This window comes from Streptomyces sp. NPDC079167, from assembly GCF_040686735.1.
GTDB lineage: Bacteria > Actinomycetota > Actinomycetes > Streptomycetales > Streptomycetaceae > Streptomyces.
Genome location: NZ_JBFBLO010000001.1, coordinates 872689 through 889886 on the forward strand (window position 1 = coordinate 872689; position 17198 = coordinate 889886).

17 protein-coding genes are annotated in these 17198 nt (G+C 72.1%); 12 read left to right on the plus strand and 5 right to left on the minus strand.

Features of this window, described 5'->3' with window-relative positions; translation table 11 throughout:
- The first annotated feature begins 146 nt into the window (after positions 1-146).
- The 4 genes from AB0P41_RS04075 (at position 147) to AB0P41_RS04090 (ending at position 4459) form a co-directional block, all read left to right on the plus strand.
- The gene (locus AB0P41_RS04075) at positions 147-1826 is read left to right on the plus strand and encodes a cellulase family glycosylhydrolase (RefSeq protein WP_365929912.1); all 1680 of its coding nucleotides are present in this window, start codon (positions 147-149) and stop codon (positions 1824-1826) included.
- Between the two features lie 87 nt (positions 1827-1913).
- Positions 1914-2543: an ankyrin repeat domain-containing protein gene (locus AB0P41_RS04080; RefSeq protein WP_365929913.1), complete on the plus strand. Its 630-nt coding sequence runs from the start codon at positions 1914-1916 to the stop codon at positions 2541-2543.
- The gene (locus tag AB0P41_RS04085) at positions 2540-2827 is read left to right on the plus strand and encodes a hypothetical protein (protein ID WP_356708519.1); all 288 of its coding nucleotides are present in this window, start codon (positions 2540-2542) and stop codon (positions 2825-2827) included. Before AB0P41_RS04080 ends, AB0P41_RS04085 begins: the two co-directional genes overlap by 4 nt.
- A 291-nt stretch (positions 2828-3118) precedes the next feature.
- A complete protein-coding gene (locus AB0P41_RS04090) occupies positions 3119-4459 on the plus strand; it encodes an SGNH/GDSL hydrolase family protein (RefSeq protein ID WP_365929915.1) in 1341 nt (446 codons plus the stop codon).
- 114 nt (positions 4460-4573) lie between these two features.
- On the opposite strand, the gene AB0P41_RS04095 is transcribed toward AB0P41_RS04090, so the two are convergent.
- Entirely contained in the window at positions 4574-4933 is a 360-nt protein-coding gene (locus AB0P41_RS04095; RefSeq protein WP_365929917.1) for a hypothetical protein, read from the minus strand.
- Positions 4934-5099: 166 nt separating this feature from the next.
- On the opposite strand from AB0P41_RS04095, the gene ligD reads away from it, so the two are divergent.
- Positions 5100-6059, plus strand: coding sequence for a non-homologous end-joining DNA ligase (gene ligD, locus AB0P41_RS04100; protein ID WP_356708525.1), 960 nt, complete (start codon positions 5100-5102; stop codon positions 6057-6059).
- Positions 6060-6127: 68 nt separating this feature from the next.
- Here ligD and AB0P41_RS04105 read toward each other — a convergent pair whose 3' ends face one another.
- The 3 genes from AB0P41_RS04105 to AB0P41_RS04115 form a co-directional block, all read right to left on the minus strand.
- Positions 6128-7060 carry a Ku protein gene (locus tag AB0P41_RS04105; RefSeq protein ID WP_365929919.1) on the minus strand — a complete coding sequence of 311 codons (933 nt, stop codon included), beginning with the start codon at positions 7058-7060 and terminating at the stop codon, positions 6128-6130.
- Between the two features lie 168 nt (positions 7061-7228).
- On the minus strand, positions 7229-7714 hold the full coding sequence (locus AB0P41_RS04110; protein ID WP_365929921.1) for a GNAT family N-acetyltransferase: 486 nt from the start codon (positions 7712-7714) through the stop codon (positions 7229-7231).
- Positions 7715-7772: 58 nt separating this feature from the next.
- Positions 7773-8468 carry an SDR family oxidoreductase gene (locus AB0P41_RS04115; RefSeq protein ID WP_365929923.1) on the minus strand — a complete coding sequence of 232 codons (696 nt, stop codon included), beginning with the start codon at positions 8466-8468 and terminating at the stop codon, positions 7773-7775.
- A gap of 138 nt (positions 8469-8606) precedes the next feature.
- On the opposite strand from AB0P41_RS04115, the gene AB0P41_RS04120 reads away from it, so the two are divergent.
- The 6 genes from AB0P41_RS04120 (at position 8607) to AB0P41_RS04145 (ending at position 14312) form a co-directional block, all read left to right on the plus strand.
- On the plus strand, positions 8607-9446 hold the full coding sequence (locus AB0P41_RS04120) for a helix-turn-helix transcriptional regulator (RefSeq protein WP_356708533.1): 840 nt from the start codon (positions 8607-8609) through the stop codon (positions 9444-9446).
- 177 nt (positions 9447-9623) lie between these two features.
- Positions 9624-10532 carry an excalibur calcium-binding domain-containing protein gene (locus tag AB0P41_RS04125; protein ID WP_365929925.1) on the plus strand — a complete coding sequence of 303 codons (909 nt, stop codon included), beginning with the start codon at positions 9624-9626 and terminating at the stop codon, positions 10530-10532.
- A 151-nt stretch (positions 10533-10683) separates the two neighbouring features.
- Positions 10684-11526, plus strand: a complete 843-nt coding sequence (locus AB0P41_RS04130) for a class II fructose-bisphosphate aldolase (RefSeq protein WP_356708537.1) — start codon at positions 10684-10686, stop codon at positions 11524-11526.
- A gap of 29 nt (positions 11527-11555) precedes the next feature.
- Positions 11556-12335 (plus strand): DeoR/GlpR family DNA-binding transcription regulator, encoded by a 780-nt coding sequence (locus AB0P41_RS04135; protein ID WP_356708539.1) that lies wholly within the window; start codon positions 11556-11558, stop codon positions 12333-12335.
- A gap of 111 nt (positions 12336-12446) precedes the next feature.
- Complete coding sequence (argG, locus tag AB0P41_RS04140) at positions 12447-13895, plus strand: argininosuccinate synthase (protein WP_356708541.1); 1449 nt, start codon at positions 12447-12449, stop codon at positions 13893-13895.
- 111 nt (positions 13896-14006) lie between these two features.
- Positions 14007-14312 (plus strand): hypothetical protein, encoded by a 306-nt coding sequence (locus AB0P41_RS04145; RefSeq protein WP_365929928.1) that lies wholly within the window; start codon positions 14007-14009, stop codon positions 14310-14312.
- A gap of 138 nt (positions 14313-14450) precedes the next feature.
- Here the strand turns inward: AB0P41_RS04145 and AB0P41_RS04150 are convergent, their stop codons facing one another.
- Positions 14451-15776, minus strand: coding sequence for a DUF445 domain-containing protein (locus AB0P41_RS04150; protein ID WP_356708545.1), 1326 nt, complete (start codon positions 15774-15776; stop codon positions 14451-14453).
- A 165-nt stretch (positions 15777-15941) separates the two neighbouring features.
- Here AB0P41_RS04150 and AB0P41_RS04155 point away from each other — a divergent pair, with 165 nt between their 5' ends.
- The gene (locus AB0P41_RS04155) at positions 15942-17195 is read left to right on the plus strand and encodes an SGNH/GDSL hydrolase family protein (protein WP_365929930.1); all 1254 of its coding nucleotides are present in this window, start codon (positions 15942-15944) and stop codon (positions 17193-17195) included.
- Positions 17196-17198 lie beyond the last annotated feature (3 nt).

The following is a 17198-nucleotide window of genomic DNA, read 5'->3' on the forward strand; positions in this document are numbered from 1 at the left end:
CCTCCGCCTTCGGGTGCGGGACCGGCGGCCAAGAGGCCGAAGTGTGCGCGACGTATTGACGTGCCCCTGCCGAGGTGGCTTTATGGGAGCGCTCCCATCAGCCATCCGATGTTTGCGTCACCCGACACCCACTTTCTGGAGTCGCAGTGAGATCAGCACCGAACACGGCACGGAGAAGCCCCTTGACCGTCCTGCTGAAGGGCCTGGCCGCCCTGCTCGGCGTCGTCCTGCTGGGCGCGCTCGGCCCGGCCGCGGCGCAGGCCAGGCCCGTTCAGGCGGAGGCCGCGGCCACCGGCCTGCACATCAGCGACGGCCGTCTGCTGGAAGGCAACGGCAACGACTTCGTCATGCGCGGCGTCAACCACGCGCACACCTGGTACCCGGGCGAGACGCAGTCGCTGGCCGACATCAAGGCCTTCGGCGCGAACACCGTCCGCGTCGTCCTCTCCGACGGCCACCGCTGGACGAGGAACGGCCCCGCCGAAGTCGCGGGCATCGTCGAGGACTGCAAGGCCAACCGGTTGATCTGCGTCCTGGAGGTGCACGACACCACCGGTTACGGCGAGGACGCCGCAGCGGGCACCCTGGACCACGCGGCCGACTACTGGATCAGCCTCAAGGACGTACTCGCGGGCCAGGAGGACTACGTCATCGTCAACATCGGCAACGAGCCGTGGGGCAACACCGACCCCGCAGGCTGGACCGCGCCCACGACCGCCGCCGTCCAGAAGCTGCGCTCCGCGGGCTTCGCCCACACGATCATGGTGGACGCGCCCAACTGGGGCCAGGACTGGCAGGGCGTCATGCGCGCCAACGCCCAGGCCGTGTACGACGCCGACACCACCGGCAACCTGATCTTCTCGATCCACATGTACAGCGTCTACAGCACGGCCCAGGCGGTCACCGACTACCTGAACGCCTTCGTCGACGCCGGACTGCCCCTTCTCATCGGTGAGTTCGGCGGCCCCGCCGACCAGTACGGGGACCCGGACGAGGACACCATGATGGCCACCGCCGAGCAGCTGGACCTCGGATATCTGGCCTGGTCCTGGAGCGGCAACACCGACCCGATCCTCGACCTGGCCATCGACTTCGACCCGAGCCGGCTGAGCTCCTGGGGCGAGCGGATCTTCCACGGTGCGAACGGCATCGCCCAGACCTCCCGGGAGGCCACCGTCTTCGGCGGCGGCGGCGACCCGGACGACACGGAGGCCCCGGCCGCCCCCGGCACCCCCACCGCCTCCGCGGTGACGGCCACGTCGGCCACCCTGAACTGGTCCGCGTCCTCCGACAACGTTGCCACCACCGGCTACGACGTCGTCCGCGTCAGCGGCACCACCGAGACCGCGGCCGCCTCCTCCACGGCCAACAGCGCCACCGTGACCGGCCTCACCGCCGGCACGGCGTACGAGTTCGCGGTCTACGCACGCGACGCGGCGGGCAACCGCTCGGCCCGGTCCGCCACGGTGAGTGTCACCACCGACGAAAGCGGCCCCACACCGGGTGTCGGCTGCTCCGTGGGCTACCGGGTGATCGGCGACTGGCCCGGCGGGTTCCAGGGCGAGATCACCATCCGTAACACCGGGACCAGCACGGTCAACGGCTGGAACCTGGGCTTCACCTTCGCCGACGGCCAGACCGTCTCCAACATGTGGGGCGGGACCCCCACACAGAACGGTGCGACGGTCAGCGTGGCCCCCGCCGGGTACACGGCATCGATCGCCGCGAACGGCTCGGTCACGGTCGGCTTCACCGCCACCAGGAGCGGAACCAACACCGCCCCTGCCGCCTTCACGCTCAGCGGCACCACCTGCACGAAGGCCTGACCCCGGCCGTTCCACCGGCCGGCAGGGGCCCACCCCCTGCCGGCCGGCTCTCTTCCCGCCGGACCTCGGCTCCGCCATGATCAGGCAATGCAGACCGACAGCAGGGCGGAACAGCTGGTCCGGGCGGCGGAGACCGGCGAGGTGGCCCTGGTGGACCGACTCCTCGGCGAAGGCGTGCCGGCCGACGCCTACGGGGCCGAGAAGCGCACGGCCCTGGACCTCGCGGTGCGCCACGGCCACGGAGCGGTGGTCCGTCTCCTGGTGGCGGCGGGGGCCGATCCGGACCAGCGGGCGGGCGAGTGGGGCGAACTGAACGTCCTGACCCTGGCGGCGACGTTCAGCAGGACGGACATCGCGCGCGTCCTGCTCGACGCCGGCGCGCACCCGGACGCCCGGTGCCGGATCGGCTTTCCGCTCCTGCTGGCCTCCACCTGCACCGACCCCGGTCCGACCTGCCCGGAGATCGTGGACCTGCTGCTGGACCGGGGGGCCGACATCGGCCAGCGGCTGAGGGACCTCACCAGCCTGGAGTGGGCCGTGTGGTTCAGGCTGCCGGACATGGTGCGTCAGCTGCTCGGCCGGGGCGCGGAACCTTCCGCCCACGCCCTCGAACTCGCCCATGAGCGGATGGGGCGCTGTCCGGAGGCCAGGCAGGACTGCGAACGCGTCATCGAGGCGCTGCGCGTGGCCGGCGCCCCTGAAAGGATGGGCCGGTGATCCGTGACCTGTACAACGTCCACCCCGTGGGGCCCGAGCCCGGCCCCACACCGCTGACGCCCGACGAGGAACAACGGGTCAGGGGCACCCTGTTCACCGAGTTGGGCAACGCGATCGCCGATCGCGGCTGGACGCGCTTCCCCGCGTACAGCCCCGAGGAGCGCCGACGGCTCGTCGCCGTCGGACGCATGCTGAGCGAGCACTGGGGCATCCCCGTCACCGTCGAGGCGGAGGACGCGTGCGCCATGCGGCTCTCCCTGGCGGGGCACGCCCTGAGCGCCTGACGCCGGGGCGGCATGGCCCCGTGATCCCTCACGCAACTCCCGCGCAGGCGTGACGCCGGTGTCACCGTCCGCGCGGCGGAGGTGGCGTTCGCGGCGGTGCCTTCGGCCGCCGGTTCCTGAACTCCCCTTCCCGGCACGGCATCCGGCGAAAGTTTTCGAAGCTTTCGGAGCATTGACCGAAATTTGTCGGAGCGGCTAGCCTGCCGCTCGAATCCCCGGACGCCGGAGAAGAGGCCGTCCACACCTGTGGATTCGCCCTGCTTCCCCCACCCAGCCAGAGGGAGCACCACCGTGATCCGAAGATCCTCGATCATCGGCCTGTTCGCCGCCGCCGCGCTCACCGCCGCCGTCGTCACCCCCGCGCTCGGCGCCGGGGACGGACACGGCCCTGGCAGCTCACCGGCGCCCGGCGAGCGCGGCGCCCGCTGGGTGAGCACCTGGACGTCCATGCCGCAGCTGACGGAGCCGGGCAACATGCCCCCGGCCCCGTTCACCCAGGACGACTCGGTCCTCGACGACACGACCCTGCGCCAGACGGTCCACGTGTCCACGGGCGGCGAGCACATCCGGCTCCGCTTCTCGAACGCTTTCGGTGGCGCGGCGCTCCCGATCACCAAGGTGTCCGTGGCCCTGCCGCTCGGCGGAAGGGCGGGGGTCAGCGCGGTGAAGGCGGGGACCACGCGGCCCGTGACCTTCCAGGGCAACCCCTCGGTACGGGTCCCGGTCGGCGCCCAGGCGGTATCCGACCCGCTGGACCTCACGCTCGCGCCCGGATCCGACCTCACGGCGACGGTGTATCTGGCGACCGGCCAGGCGTCCACGTCCATCACCTCGCACCCTGGTTCCCGTACGACGTCCTTCCTGCTGGCCGGGGACCACGTCGGCGACGCGGACCTGCCCGGGGCGACGCCCACCGACCACTGGTACTTCCTCAGCGGGGTCGAGGTCTGGTCGAGGAGCACCACCTCGGCGGCCGTCGTGCTCGGCGACTCACTCACCGACGGCCGGGGCTCCACCACCAACATGAACGACCGCTGGCCCGACCTGCTGCAGAAGCGGCTGCGGGCGGGCGCCGCCACGTCGAAGACCGCCGTCGTCAACCAGGCCGCCGGCGGCAACCGGCTGCTCGACGACGGCCTGGGCCCCAACGGCCTGGCCAGGCTCGACCGTGACGTCCTGGCACAGAGCGGCGTGGACTGGCTGCTCGTCTTCGAGGGCATCAACGACATCGGCACCGCCGAAGCCACTCCGGCCGCCCAGAAGCAGGTCGCGGCCGACGTCATCGCCGCGTACGAGCAGATCATCACCCGCGCCCACACCCAGGGCATCCGCGTGTACGGAGCGACGCTGACGCCGATGGGCGGCAACACGGGGTACGACGACCCGGACGGCCACCGCGAACAGGCCCGGCAGGCCGTCAACACCTGGATCCGCACGAGCGGACGCTTCGACAGCGTGATCGATTTCGACCGGACCGTCCGCGACCCGCAGGAGCCGCGCCGGCTCCGGGCGGAGCTGGACACCGGCGACCACCTCCACCTCAACCCGTCCGGCTACCGGGCGATGGCGGACTCCGTCCCCACCCGGCTGTTCCGGCAGGCGCCGCTGCCCCGGGGCTTCGGATACAACTGACGCGGCCGTGCGGTCCGTACGGTCCTCCCCGCGGGCGAGGGAGGCCGTACGGTCCTCCCCGCGGGCGACGGAGACCGTACGGGCGGCTCGGTGCGGAGAGCGGCACGGCAGCGGTCACCCGTCGTCGATCCCGCTGACCACGCGCCGGAGCTCACGGGCCCCGCGCGGCGACAGCGCCCCCATCACGGTGCCGAGGAGCTCCCGCGCCTCCAGCGGATCACCGCAGCAGTCCCGGTGGCTGCTTCCCAGCTCGTGCTCGCGCCACAGCACGCGCGGTGACTGCCGCCTGTGCTGCTTCCACGTACGCACGGCCTCGCTGACCTCACCGGGCGTGAGGTAGTTGCGGCTCAGCTCCAGGCGGGTGATCTCGGCGAGCGTGCGTGAGGAGAGCCCGTCGATGACGGTGCTCGTGCCGTCGGGCCGGCGACCGTACGCCCGGCCCCTGCGGTGGCGTCCTGACCGGCTACGCGGCATGGACCTTTCGGTTCGTCGTCATGGCGGCCATGGTGCCATGCGCACACGCGTGCGTACCGGTCATTTTTCGGCGCCCCAACTGATGCGACGAGCACCTGCCGGGCCGCCGACCAGGCGTGGAGAGTGTCCGCAGGCCCGGCGGCGTCACCGCTGAGAAGCTGGTGCCATGGCCTCTCTGCCCCGGATCGCCCCCATGCTCGCCACCCCCGGCCGCCTGCCGTCGGCCGCCGTGGACGAGCAGTGGGCGTACGAGGTGAAGCAGGACGGCCAGCGCGCCATGGTCTATCTGCCGGGGGACGGATCGGTCGAGCTGCTGGCCAGGTCCGGGGCCGTCATCACCCCCGCCTATCCGGAGCTGGCCGCGCTCGGGCCCGCGCTCGGCGGCGTACCGGTGGTGCTGGACGGCGAGATCGTCGCGCTGGACGACCAGGGGCGCAGCGACTTCGAGCGGCTGCAGTCACGGATGGGGCTCTCCGGATCGCCCGCGAAGGCCGCCCGCATGGCGCAGCGGGTACCGGCGCACCTGATGCTGTTCGACGCGGTGTTCCTGCGCGGGCGGAGCCTCGTACCGCTGCCCTACGCCGAGCGCCGGGCCGCGCTGGAGGGGCTCGGGCTGGACGGGCCGCGCTGGTCGACTCCCTCGGTGGTCGTGGGGCACGGCGAGGAGGCCCTCGCCATGACCCGGGAGGCCGGTCTCGAGGGCGTGATCGCGAAGCGGTTGACGTCGGTGTACGAGCCGGGGGTCCGCGCCCGTACGTGGATCAAGATCCGCCATGCCCGCACCCTGGACGTGATCGTCGGCGGCTGGGTGCCCGGGCGCGGCCGGCTGGGCGGCCTGCCGGGGGCGCTGCTGGTCGGCGAGCGGCACCCGGGCGGCCTGCGCTACGCGGGCAGCGTCGGGACGGGGTGGAGCGACGCCGAGCGGACCAGGCTCGCCGAACTGCTCCGGGTCGCCGCGGTCGACACCTGCCCCTTCGACGAGACGCCGCCGGTGGCCGGGGCGCGCTGGGTGCTGCCTCGGCTGGTCGGCGAGGTGCGGTACTCGACGCGGACGAAGGCGGGGAAGCTCCGTCAGCCCTCCTGGCACCGGCTCCGCCCGGACCTGGCGCCCGACGACATCGGGTGACGGGCCGGGCCGCCGCCCGTTCCGGTCCGCGAGGCGGAACCGGCAGGCGGCCCGCAGAGGGGGGCGGGTCAGGACGCGGTGCGCTTCTTCGCCGCCGTCTTCCTCGCGGGCTGCTTCTTGGCCGCCGTCTTCCTGGAGGCCGTCTTCTTCGCCGCCGGGGCGGCCTTCTTCCGGGCGCGGGACTTGCCGGGCGTCATCTCGTGCACCGTCGCGTCCTCGCCCCGCGTCTCCTTGGCCGCCTTCACCGAGGCGTTCAGCGCGGCCATCAGGTCCATGACCTTCCCCGGCTCCTCCTCCTCTTCCCCTGCCGCCGCCGGGAGCGCCTTGCCCTCCGACTTGGCCGCGAGCAGCTCCTCCAGGGCCTCGCGGTAGCGGTCCCGGAAGCCGGAGATGTCGTCCAGGGCCATGCTGTCGGTGAGCTGCACGGCGCGTTCGATCTCGTCCTCGTCCAGCTCGGTCTCCCGGGGGGCGAGGGACTCCGGGTCGCGGATCTCGTCCGGCCAGCGCATCGAGTGCAGCACGATCGCGTCGTCCCGCACCCGCAGCAGCCCGAGCCGCTCACGGTTGTGCCAGGCGAACTTCGCCACGGCGACCTTGTCGCTGCGTTCCAGCGCCTTCCGCAGCAGGGCGTACGGCTTCGCGGCGACCTGGCCGTCGACCGCGAGGTAGTAGCTGTCGCTGATCCGTACGGGGTCGATGCTGTCGGCCTCGACGAACGCGACGATCTCGATGGCCTTCGCCGTCGGCAGCGGCATCCGGTCGAGCTCTTCGTCGGTGACGGGCACGGTCCGGTCCTTGGCGACCTCGTACCCCTTGCCGATCTCGTCCTGCGAGAGGACCTTGCCGTCGATCTCGCACACCTTGCGGGTGCGGATCCGGCCCATGTCCTCCTGGTGGTACTGGTGGAAGGAGATCGAGTGGTTCTCGGTGGCGGAGACCACCTTGATCGGGATCGTGACCAGCCCGAAGCTGATCGCTCCTGTCCACAGGGGCCGCGGCATCCAGTACCTCCATACCCCCCTGACGGCTTGGCCGGGAGGCGGACCGGAGCGCCTGGAAGGGAGAACCGACCCGAGAGGGCCGAGGCGCGGCCGGGCCACCGCCCGTAATCCCGATCCTCGCGCCCCCGCCCCCGGACCGCATGTGGATCACCGGGGCCCCGGGAGGCGTCAGCCGCGCGGCAGGTCCGTCTCGCCGACCACCTGGCCCCCGCTCGTCTCGCCGGTCGTGCGGAAGCCGAGCCGCAGATAGAACTCCTCAGGGCCGTGCTCCCCCTGCCCCCAGGTCACCGTCACGCGCGTCTGTCCGCGCCGGAGGATCTCCTCGCAGACGGCGTCCACCGCGAAGCGCCCGTACCCCTTGCCCTGCTCGTCCGCGGCGACGGCCAGCCGCCAGAGTCCGGAACGGAGCCGGTTCCCGGGATCGGCGGGGCCCCCGAGCCCGAACCGTACGTCGAAGAAGGCCATCACGAAGGCGACGAGCCGGTCACCGTCGTAGACCAGCCGGGGCCAGGCCTTGTCCGGATCGGCGTACGCCTCGGCCAGTGACCGGGCGACCGGGGCGACGAACCGTTCCTGCTCGGGTGCGACCTTCAGTCGGCACGCGTCGAGGACGTTGTCCGGGGTCACCTTTTCCAGGCGGAGCTGTGCGGTCATGCGCGCACCGTACGGGCGCACCCGGGCGCCGGGCCACCGAATTCCGCCCGGCGCGGGATCACCAGGCGGCGGGCCCGTCCTCGTCGAAGAAGCCGCCGGTCGGTCCGTCGGCGCCGACGAGAGCCATACGGACGATGATGTCCGCGCCCTCCTCCACCGTCCTGGGGCCCGAGTGGCCGTTGAGGTCGGTGGCGGTGTAACCGGGGTCGACGGCGTTGAACCTGATGCCCGGAAACGCCTTCGCGTACTGCGAGGTCACCATGACGAGTGCCGTCTTGGACGAGTTGTAGTCGAGAGCCGCCACGGAGAACTCCACACGTGCCGGGTCGTTCGTCGCCGCCAGCGAGCCGAGGCCGCTGGACACGTTCACGACGACCGGGTCCTTCCCGGCCTCCAGCAGCGGCAGGAAGGCCCTGGTCACACGTACGGCACCGAAGACATTGGTCTCGAACGTGCTCCGCATGTCCGCCCCGGTCACCTCGCCCACCGGCTTGCGGACGCCGACGATCCCGGCGTTGTTGACCAGGACGTCCAGCCGGCCCGCGTCCTTCCGCACGAAGGCGGCGGCGGCATCGACCGAGTCCTCGTCCGTGACGTCGAGCTGGACGAAGCGCGCACCGAGCCGCGCCGCGGCCTCCTCCCCGCGCAGGGCGTCGCGCGCCCCGGCGTAGACGGTGTGGCCTGCCTCGATGAGGCGCCGGGCGGTCTCGTAGCCGAGTCCCTTGTTCGCTCCGGTGATGAGGGTGGTGGTCATGGTGGCGCTCCCGTGTCCGTCGGTCGGTGGGGTGATGCCTCCACCCTGCTCGCGCCCGCGGCGGACAGGGAGTGCCCGCATCAGCGGGTGGACTGCCAGTACCAGGCTGCGCGGCGGGCCTGCCCGGATACTGGAGAGGTGAGCGCATCCAGAGATCTGGGCAAGGCCCTGCACGGCTGGCGGGACCGGATCCTCCCGGCCACGGTCGGGCTGCCCGCCGGCGGGGTGCGGCGGGCGGCGGGACTCCGGCGCGAGGAACTGGCCCAGCTCGCTTCCCTGTCCGTCGACTACGTCACCCGACTCGAACAGGGCCGGGCCACGTCCCCTTCCCCCCAGGTACTCGCCTCCCTGGCCCGCGCGCTGCGCCTCTCGGACGCCGAACGCACGTATCTGTACCTGCTCGCGGGACAACCGGAGCCCGGGCCCGGCCACATCTCGGACCACATCCCGCCGGGGCTCCGCCGGCTGCTCGACCAGCTGAACGGCGCCCCGCTGAGCGTCCACGACGCCGCCTGGAACCTCGTCGAATGGAACCCGTCCTGGGCGGCCCTGCTCGGCGACCCCTCCGCGCTGCGCAGCCGTGAACGCAACATGATCTGGCGTCACTTCACCGGCCTGCCTGGCCGGGTCCGCCAGACTCCCGAGCAGAAGGCCGACTTCGAGGCGTCGATGGTGGGCGACCTCCGGGCGGCCACCGCCCGCTACCCGGCCGACCAGGGGCTGCGCTCGCTGGTCAAGGACCTGCGGGAGACCAGCACCGCCTTCGCCGGGCTGTGGGACTCCGGCATCGTGGGCATCCACCGGTCCGGCGCCAAGGCCATCGTGCACCCCGAGATCGGCACGCTGACCCTCGACTGCGACGTACTGGTCGCCGCGGGCAGCGACCTGCGGGTCGTCGCGTACACCGCGGCCCCCGGCAGCGACGCCGCAGAGCGGCTCGGCCTGCTCGCCGTCATCGGCACCCAGGCCATGGTCTGAACCGCCTCCTTGTAGGCCACACGCGGGAGCCCGGACCACTCGACAGCCCCTCCACATTTTCAGCACATCTTCATCACGGTTTCGCCACTCTTCAGTGGAAGCCGACGCACCCCCCGGCCGCCGCTGCGAGCATCACCCTCCTGCCGCACAGCGGCACGGAAGCGCCTTGGGGGACACATGAACACACACGTGACGAACAGCAGGCTCAGGATGTCGGCGGGGGCCGCTGTCCTGGCACTGGCCCTGGCGGGCTGCGGGGGCGAGGACGGCGGCACGGGGCAGGACGCGAAGCCCGCGGCGGCGTCCGCGTCGCCCTCAGCCGAGCGGGCACTCGCGCTCGCCGACGACACGGCGGGCGCGGAGGCCGGCCAGGAGATCGTGGTCGACGCGCTGGCCAACGACCTCGTGACACTGGAGGACGGCACCGACGCCGAGTTCCTCACCACGTACGAGCCCGCCGAGTTCACCCTCACCGCGCAGAGCCCGACCCTGCACGGAACCGTCACGGTCGAGGGGACCACGCTCGTCTACACCCCTGCGGACGGTTACGCCGGCGAGGACGAGTTCACGTACGAGGTCACGGTGAAGGGCAAGGGGAAGGCGAAGGGGCCGGCGGACGACAGCGCCGTCGTGCGGATCACCGTCTCCAAACCCACCCCGTCCCCGACACCCACGCCCACCCCGAAGCCGACGCCGACGGTCGCGCCGAAGCCGAAGGCGAAGGCCCCGGAGCCGGCCGAACCCTCCGTGTACTACGAGAACTGCGACGCCGCACGAGCCGCCGGCGCGGCCCCCGTCCGGCGGGGCGACCCCGGCTACGCCGCCCACCTGGACCGGGACGACGACGGAGTCGGCTGCGAGCCGTACGGATCGTCAGGCGGCGGCTCGACGGGCGGGAGTTCGGGCGGGGGCTCCACCAGCGGCGGCTCCAGCGGGGGCTCCAGCGGGGGCTCCAGCGGGGGCGGTGACGTCTCGTACGCCAACTGCACCGCCGTACGCGCCGCAGGGGCCGCCCCCATCCACCGCGGGGACCCCGGGTACGGCTCCCACCTCGACCGCGACGGCGACGGTGTCGCCTGCGAGTAGCCCCACTTCCCCCGCCACCACCCCAGCAGCCGCCTCCGGATCGCTTCGGAGGCGGCTGCTCTTTTCTAATCTGCTTCAAGCAGGCTATAAATGAGCAACTTCGAGCACCATTCGCCTGGGTTCACGCAGCCCGCATCCGCGAAGGACGCCCATGCCGCTCATATCCACCGGTGTCATCACGCACGGCGCCCGGACCGGCGCGACCGGCGTCGGGGCCTTCAACGTCGTCCAGATCGAACACGCACAGGCCATCGCGAGCGGGGCGGAGGCCGCCGGGCTGCCGGTGATCCTCCAGGTCAGCGAGAACACCGCCCGCTACCACGGCGCCCTCGAACCCATCGGGCTCGCCTCGCTCGCCGTCGCCCGGGCGGCGGGCGTGCCGGTCTCCGTGCACCTGGACCACGCCGAGTCGGCCGAGCTGGTGCACGAGGCGGTCCGGCTCGGCTTCACCTCCGTGATGTTCGACGCGTCGGCGCTCCCGTACGCCGACAACGTCGCCGCCACCCGCGAGATCACCGCCTACTGCCACAGCCACGGCGTCTGGGTGGAGGCGGAGCTCGGCGAGATCGGCGGCAAGGACGGGGCGCACGCCCCCGGCGTGCGTACCGACCCGGACGAGGCCCGCGCGTTCGTGGAGGCCACGGCTGTCGACGCGCTCGCCGTGGCCGTCGGCAGTTCGCACGCCATGCTGACCCGTGACGCCGTCCTCGACTTCGCGCTCATCTCCCGGCTGCGCGACGCGGTGGGGGTCCCGCTCGTCCTGCACGGCTCCTCGGGGGTCGGTGACACGGGTCTCGCTGCGGCGGTCGGCGCCGGCATGACGAAGGTCAACATCTCCACGCACCTGAACAAGCTGTTCACCCGGGCCGTGCGGGGCTATCTGGACACCCACGCCGAGGCCGCCGACCCCCGCGCCTACCTCGGCCCGGCGCGCGACGCGGTCGCCGCGGAGGTGGCACGGCTGCTGGGCGTCCTGGCGCGGCCCGGGCGATAGGCTTGTGAGCTGCGAGCGAGGAGGATCCGGTGGCGGCACACACACGGTGGACCCGGCTGCTGGAGATCCTCAGCGACCAGGGCCACCTCGACGTACTCGAAGCCGCCGAACAGCTCGGCTGTTCCGCCGCCACCGTCCGCCGCGACCTGGACGAGCTCGCCCGGCAGAACCTGCTGACCCGCACCCGGGGCGGCGCGGTGGTGAGCGCCGTCGCCTATGACCTGCCGCTGCGCTACAAGGCCGCCCGCAGGGCCGACGAGAAGCAGCGCATCGCGAAGGCGGCGGCCGAGCTGATCCCGACGGGCTCCACCGTCGGCCTCAACGGCGGCACGACGACCTCCGAGGTGGCCAGGGAGCTGGCACTGCGGCCGGAACCGTCCGGCGGGGGCGTGGCGCTGACCGTGGTGACCAACGCGATCAACATCGCCAACGAGCTTGCGGTCCGTCCCCAGGTGAAGATCGTCGTCACCGGCGGGGTGGCCAGACCGAATTCGTACGAACTCGTCGGCCCCCTGGTCGACTCGGTCCTGCGCGGCCTCGCGCTCGACTACACGATCCTCGGTGTGGACGCCGTGCACGCCCGGTTCGGCGCGGCCACGCACGACGAGTCCGAGGCCGGCGCCAACCGTGCCCTCGCCGAGTGCGCGGGCACGGTGATCGTCGCCGCCGACTCCTCCAAGCTCGGGCGCCGGGCGTTCGCCCAGGTGTGCGAGACCGGCGCGGTGTCGGTGCTGGTCACGGACAAGGACGCGCCCGAGGACATCGTCGAGGAGTTCACCGCCCTGGGGATCGACGTCCTGCGGGTGTGACCCGGCAGGTCCGCGGCAACGGCCGCCGCGCCGCACACCACCACCAGCAGCGCCCGGCGGCCCCGCTCACCCACATTTGCATATACATACAATCGAGTGCATACTCTTCCTATGTCTAAGGTTCTCACCTCCCTGCCCACCGGCGAGCGCGTCGGCATCGCTTTCTCGGGCGGCCTCGACACCTCGGTCGCGGTCGCGTGGATGCGCGACAAGGGTGCCGTCCCGTGCACCTACACCGCCGACATCGGCCAGTACGACGAGCCCGACATCGCTTCGGTGCCCGGTCGCGCGAAGGCCTACGGCGCCGAGATCGCGCGCCTGGTCGACTGCCGTGCGGCACTGGTCGAGGAGGGCCTGGCAGCACTCGCCTGCGGCGCGTTCCACATCCGCTCGGGCGGGCGTGCCTACTTCAACACGACGCCGCTCGGCCGCGCCGTCACCGGCACCCTGCTGGTCCGGGCGATGCTCGAGGACAACGTGCAGATCTGGGGCGACGGCTCCACCTTCAAGGGCAACGACATCGAGCGGTTCTACCGCTACGGCCTCCTCGCCAACCCGCACCTGCGCATCTACAAGCCGTGGCTCGACGCCGACTTCGTCACCGAGCTCGGCGGCCGCAAGGAGATGTCGGAGTGGCTGGTCGCCCACGACCTGCCCTACCGCGACAGCACGGAGAAGGCGTACTCCACCGACGCCAACATCTGGGGCGCCACCCACGAGGCCAAGACGCTGGAGCACCTCGACACCGGTGTGGAGACCGTCGACCCGATCATGGGCGTCCGGTTCTGGGACCCCTCGGTCGAGATCGCCACCGAGGACGTCACCATCGGCTTCGACCAGGGCCGCCCGGTGACGATCAACGGCAAGACGTTCGCCACCCCGGTCGACCTGGTGATGGAGGCCAACGCGGTCGGCGGCCGTCACGGCCTGGGCATGTCGGACCAGATCGAGAACCGCATCATCGAGGCGAAGAGCCGCGGCATCTACGAGGCGCCCGGCCTGGCCCTCCTGCACGCGGCGTACGAGCGCCTCGTCAACGCGATCCACAACGAGGACACCCTCGCCCACTACCACAACGAGGGCCGGCGCCTCGGGCGGCTGATGTACGAGGGCCGCTGGCTGGACCCGCAGGCCCTGATGGTCCGCGAGTCGCTGCAGCGCTGGGTCGGCTCGGCCGTCACCGGCGAGGTGACACTGCGGCTGCGGCGCGGCGAGGACTACTCGATCCTCGACACCACCGGCCCCGCCTTCAGCTACCACCCGGACAAGCTGTCGATGGAGCGGACCGAGGACTCGGCGTTCGGCCCCGTGGACCGCATCGGCCAGCTCACCATGCGCAACCTCGACATCGCGGACTCGCGCGCCAGGCTCGAACAGTTCGCCGGCCTCGGCCTCGTCGGCACCTCCCAGCCCTCGCTGATCGGCGCCGCGCAGGCGGCGGCGACCGGTCTGATCGGCGCCATGTCCGAGGGCGGCGCGCAGGCCATCGCCTCGCGCGGCGAGGTCTCCCGCGACGACGAGCTGCTGGACCGCGCCGCGATGGAGTCCGGCACCGACTGACGTCCCGGGCCCGTCGGCCGACCGGCTGACGGGCCCGCCGCGCCGGGACCTTTATCCTCGGAATCCCGGCGGTCACGCCGGCAGGAACGCAGGAAAGCGAAGGTGGCGGCAATGGCGAAGGTCCCGGCAGCGGCAGTGGCGGCAGGCGGACTCGTCGGCGGGTACGGAATCGCCCGCTGGACCAGGAAGCGCCCGCTGGGCGGCGTCGCGCTGGCCGCCGCGGGCTCCGTGGCGGCGTACGAGTGGAACCGGCAGGCCGGGCCCCGCGCGGCCACCGCGCTGAGCGTCGCCTACGTCGCCGCCTTCGCCGGCTCGCACCCCCTGGCCAAGAAGCTCGGCGCCTGGCCCGCGGTGTTCACCGTGGCGGGCGGTGTCGCCGCCGCGTCGTGGGCGGTCACCCGGCGCGGCACCCGCTAGACCAACCGGGGAGCGGTGCCGTCTCCGAGAAAGTCCGGCCCCGGGGATTGAACACGGGCGCCGCGGGGTGCGTACTGAAGAGCAACTCCCCGCGTGACCCGGGGGCGTGCCCGTACGACAGGACGGGCACGTCTCCGGTCAGCCTCCCAGCGCGTGGGACACCGAATGGATCGCCAGGCCGGCCAGCGCACCCACCACGGTGCCGTTGATCCGGATGAACTGCAGGTCACGGCCGATGTGCGCCTCGATCTTCTTCGACGTCTGGTCCGCGTCCCAGCCGGCCACCGTGTCGCTGATCAGCGACGTGATCTCCGTGCGGTACGTCGTGACGACATACGCCGCCGCGTCCTCCAGCCAGCCCTCCAGCTTCGCCTGCAGCCGCTCGTCCGTGGAGAGCCTGGCCCCCAGGGAGATCAGCGAGGCCCGGGCCCGCATCCGCAGCTCGCTCCGCTCGTCCTCGGCCGCCGCGATGATCATCGTACGGACGGAGGACCAGGCGGAGGCGATGACGTCCTGGACCTCACCGCGCCCCAGGATCTCCGACTTCAGCCGCTCCACCCGGGCGCGGGTGTCGCTGTCGGTCTGGAGGTCGGCCGCGAAGTCCGTCAGGAACGTGTCGATCGAACCGCGCGCCGGGTGGCCCGGCATGTCACGCATCTCCGTGACGAAACGCAGCAGCTCCTTGTAGACCCGCTCCCCCACCCGCTTGTCGACGAACCGGGGCGTCCAGCCGGGCGCCCCGCCCTGGACCGCGTCCATCACGGACTCACCGTGCAGGACCAGCCAGTCGTGCGCCCGTACGCAGACGAGGTCGACGACCCTGCGGTGACCGCCGTCCTGGACGACCTTCTCCAGCATCTTCCCCATGCCCGGCCCGACTTCCGCCGCGTCCGCCCGCCGGGTGATCGCCTCCCCGACGACCGCCTGCACATCGGAGTCCCGCAGCACGGTCAGCGCGCCGCGCAGCGCGGTGGCCAGCTCGGCGGTGACCCGGTCCGCGTGCTCCGGCTCCGCCAGCCACGCCCCGAGCCTCCTACCGACCCCCAGGGCGTGAATTCGGTCACGAACGACGTCCCCGGAGAGAAAATTCTCGCCCACGAAGGAACCGAGTGACTCCCCCAACTGGTCCTTCTTGGTGGGAATGATGGCGGTGTGGGGGATGGGCAGGCCGAGCGGACGCCGGAACAGCGCCGTGACGGCGAACCAGTCCGCCAGCGCACCGACCATTCCCGCCTCGGCTGCCGCCGCGACGTAGCCCGGCCAGCCGCCCACACCCTCGTTCTCCGCCCAGGTGGCGAGGACGTACACGAGCGCGACGAGCAGGAGGAGACCCGTGGCGGTGGTCTTCATCCGGCGCACACCGCGCCGCTTCTCCTCGTCGGCGGCGGTGTACGCGAACCCGCCCAACCCGGTCCCGCGGCCCTCCGCCCCGGATGCCGTTCCCTGTCCCGCGTCCTGTTCCATCCGCTCCACCTGTCCGCGTACACGTCACCCAGTGCCGTACGCATTGTCCCTACCTCACCTACTCCCGGGCCGCACGTCGAGTTCCCCTCGGCCTGCCGCATCATGAGAACGACCCGAACACCGACCCGAACACCGGGCCGGACACCGCAAGGAGAACCACCACAGATGCCCAGGCGCCAGGGGTATGCCCTGCTCATCGCCCTCGTAGCAGGCACCGTCGCGCTCGCCGCCGCCGTCGCCTTCGGCACGTCGCTGATCGCCGGGAAGCGTCAGGAAACGCTGAGCGGCTCCCAGAGCCACGCCGCGGCCCGCAACCCCGCCGCACCGGCCAACTCCCTCGGCACCTGGGTCGCCACCTGGACCGCGGCCCCCGTGAGCGCGGAGCCGAACGCCGCACAGGGCTACCCCGGCAGCACCATCCGCAACATCGTGCACACCAGCGTCGGTGGGGACGCCGCCCGCATCACGCTGTCCAACCTCTTCGGCACCACACCGCTCGTCATCGACCAGGCCACCGTCAACACCCGCCCGGTGACCTTCCGCGGCCGGCCCGCCGTCACCGTCGCCGCCGGCCTCCAGGTCGTCAGCGACCCGGTCGTGGTACCCGTCGCCCCGGACGCCGATCTGGAGGTCACCCTCCGCACCCCGTCCGCCGGCGGGCCCGTCACCCAGCACTCCAACGCGCACCAGACGTCCTACCTGGCCGACAGCCGGGGCACCTGGAGCACCACCCGGTGGCGCTACCTCACGGCCGTCGACGTCCGCAACGAGGCATCACCCGGCGCGATCGTCGTGCTCGGCGACTCCCTCACCGCGGGCAGCGGCTCCACGACCGACGCCAACACCCGCTGGCCGGACGTCCTCTCCGACCGGCTGCGGCACGCCTACGGCATCGCCAACCAGGGGATAGCCGGCAACCGGCTCCTGCGCGACAGCCCGGCCGCACGGAAGGGCGCGGGCGGGCAGAGCGGCGCCCACCGCTTCGAGCGCGACGTCCTGTCCGTCGCCGGAGCGAAGACCGTGATCATCGCCCTCGGCATCAACGACGTGCAGCAACACCCCCAGGAGACAGACCCCCAGCGCATCACCGCCGGGCTCCGCGCCCTCACCGAGCGCGCACACGCCCGCGGGCTGCGGGTCGTCGGGGCGACACTGACGCCCTTCCAGGGCTACTCCACCTGGACACCCGGGAGCAACAGCGTGCGCCTGGCCGTCAACAAGGAGATCCGCTCCGGCCGGATCTTCGACGCGTTCGTCGACTTCGACCGCGCCGTACGCGACCCCTACGCGCCCAACCGGATCCTGCCCGAGTACGACTCCGGGGACCGGCTGCACTTCAACGACGCCGGCTACCGCGCCCTGGGCCACGCGATCGACCTCGGCGCCGTGGACGGGACACCGAAGGCCGACACCTTCTGAAGG

Coding starts and splice junctions, on each gene's coding strand:
- AB0P41_RS04080 (WP_365929913.1), top strand. CDS start 1,914: ATGCAGACCGACAGCAGGGCGGAACAGCTGGTCCGGGCGGCGGAGACC.
- AB0P41_RS04095 (WP_365929917.1), bottom strand. CDS start 4,933: ATGCCGCGTAGCCGGTCAGGACGCCACCGCAGGGGCCGGGCGTACGGT.
- ligD (WP_356708525.1), top strand. CDS start 5,100: ATGGCCTCTCTGCCCCGGATCGCCCCCATGCTCGCCACCCCCGGCCGC.
- AB0P41_RS04105 (WP_365929919.1), bottom strand. CDS start 7,060: ATGCCGCGGCCCCTGTGGACAGGAGCGATCAGCTTCGGGCTGGTCACG.
- AB0P41_RS04110 (WP_365929921.1), bottom strand. CDS start 7,714: ATGACCGCACAGCTCCGCCTGGAAAAGGTGACCCCGGACAACGTCCTC.
- AB0P41_RS04115 (WP_365929923.1), bottom strand. CDS start 8,468: ATGACCACCACCCTCATCACCGGAGCGAACAAGGGACTCGGCTACGAG.
- AB0P41_RS04125 (WP_365929925.1), top strand. CDS start 9,624: ATGAACACACACGTGACGAACAGCAGGCTCAGGATGTCGGCGGGGGCC.
- AB0P41_RS04130 (WP_356708537.1), top strand. CDS start 10,684: ATGCCGCTCATATCCACCGGTGTCATCACGCACGGCGCCCGGACCGGC.
- argG (WP_356708541.1), top strand. CDS start 12,447: ATGTCTAAGGTTCTCACCTCCCTGCCCACCGGCGAGCGCGTCGGCATC.
- AB0P41_RS04145 (WP_365929928.1), top strand. CDS start 14,007: ATGGCGAAGGTCCCGGCAGCGGCAGTGGCGGCAGGCGGACTCGTCGGC.
- AB0P41_RS04150 (WP_356708545.1), bottom strand. CDS start 15,776: ATGGAACAGGACGCGGGACAGGGAACGGCATCCGGGGCGGAGGGCCGC.
- AB0P41_RS04155 (WP_365929930.1), top strand. CDS start 15,942: ATGCCCAGGCGCCAGGGGTATGCCCTGCTCATCGCCCTCGTAGCAGGC.